2 protein-coding genes are annotated in these 1,086 nt (G+C 49.5%); both read left to right on the top strand.

Translation table 11 applies throughout. The annotated features are described in order from the left end of the window. The coding region (locus tag EXE45_RS21445; RefSeq protein ID WP_241989511.1) for an HNH endonuclease at window positions 1-625 on the top strand (625 nt) is incomplete at its 5' end. A gap of 276 nt (window positions 626-901) precedes the next feature. Beyond that, window positions 902-1,086: helix-turn-helix domain-containing protein (locus EXE45_RS20830; protein WP_206750489.1), on the top strand; the 185-nt coding region annotated here is incomplete at its 3' end.

Raw genomic sequence — 1,086 nt, forward strand, 5'->3', positions numbered from 1 at the left:
GACGAGTACGAGCCGTTGTACCTCGCAGATGGACAACCAAAATGGGGATACTGAAATGACAAGTGAGAAACCATACAAAGATCAACAGAAGTTGGAATCGTTGCTTGAGAAACACGAATATCACGTACCTAGCGTCGCTGATGAGTGTGGTGTGAGCAGGGGAACGATACATCGCTGGTGTGAAAAACACGGGATCAATCCTAAACCATACTCTGATAAAGAGAAGCTCAAAGAATTGTACGTTGATAAGGGTCTAAGTGCCGAAGAAGTTGGTAATCGCTTGTGTGGAAGCGAACACTCTGTGTTGGACTGGTTGCGGAGGCACGATCTTCCCGTACGCACAGCTTCAGCAGACAGACCGCCACATTTCCGTACTCAGCACGGGTATGAGAAGTGGTCAGTGACTCATCAAGGATCTTCGTTCGATGTGATGGTTCATCGGTTACTCGCAGTAGCGGAACATGGTTTAGATGAGTTACGCGAGAAGGACGTACATCACAAGAATCGGATACCGTGGGACAATCGAACTCAAAATATTGAGTTACTCACCACCGAGGAACACATGAGAGATCACCTCTCTACGTGGGATAGAGACGATGACGGCAGAATACTTCCTCACCAATGAAACTGAAAAGACAAAAGCGTCGGTCGGTGCCGTACGATGAGTTTGCCGACGAGTACGAGCCGTTGACGCTTGCCGACGGACAGCCTCAGTGGGGGTATTAGATGATTAGTTGGTCACTCACCGTCGTCGCTACCGTGACTGTCGTAACAGTAGGACTATTAATAGAAGACATCCACAGGCGCCGCCACGAGCGGAAGATGAAGAAGTTAGAACAACAGGCCGAGTTAGACGAGAAAATGTTGGACCGTGAGTTGGAAAACAGAGAGATAGAGAAAAATGAGTAAACCGTCGAAGCATCGGCTTTACGAGCTGTACTGGGGTTACGGAGAAACCCACAACGACATCGCTGACCGCTATGACGTGAACGACAGAACCGTCAGCAAGTGGTTCAGCGACTATGGGATTCCTGTTGCCGCGAACGGGAACCGTGATGCGTTCATGTTCGCGATGCGGGACAAGCG

The sequence above is a fragment of the Halorubrum sp. SP9 genome (genome assembly GCF_005435015.1).
Taxonomy (GTDB): Archaea; Halobacteriota; Halobacteria; order Halobacteriales; family Haloferacaceae; genus Halorubrum; species Halorubrum sodomense.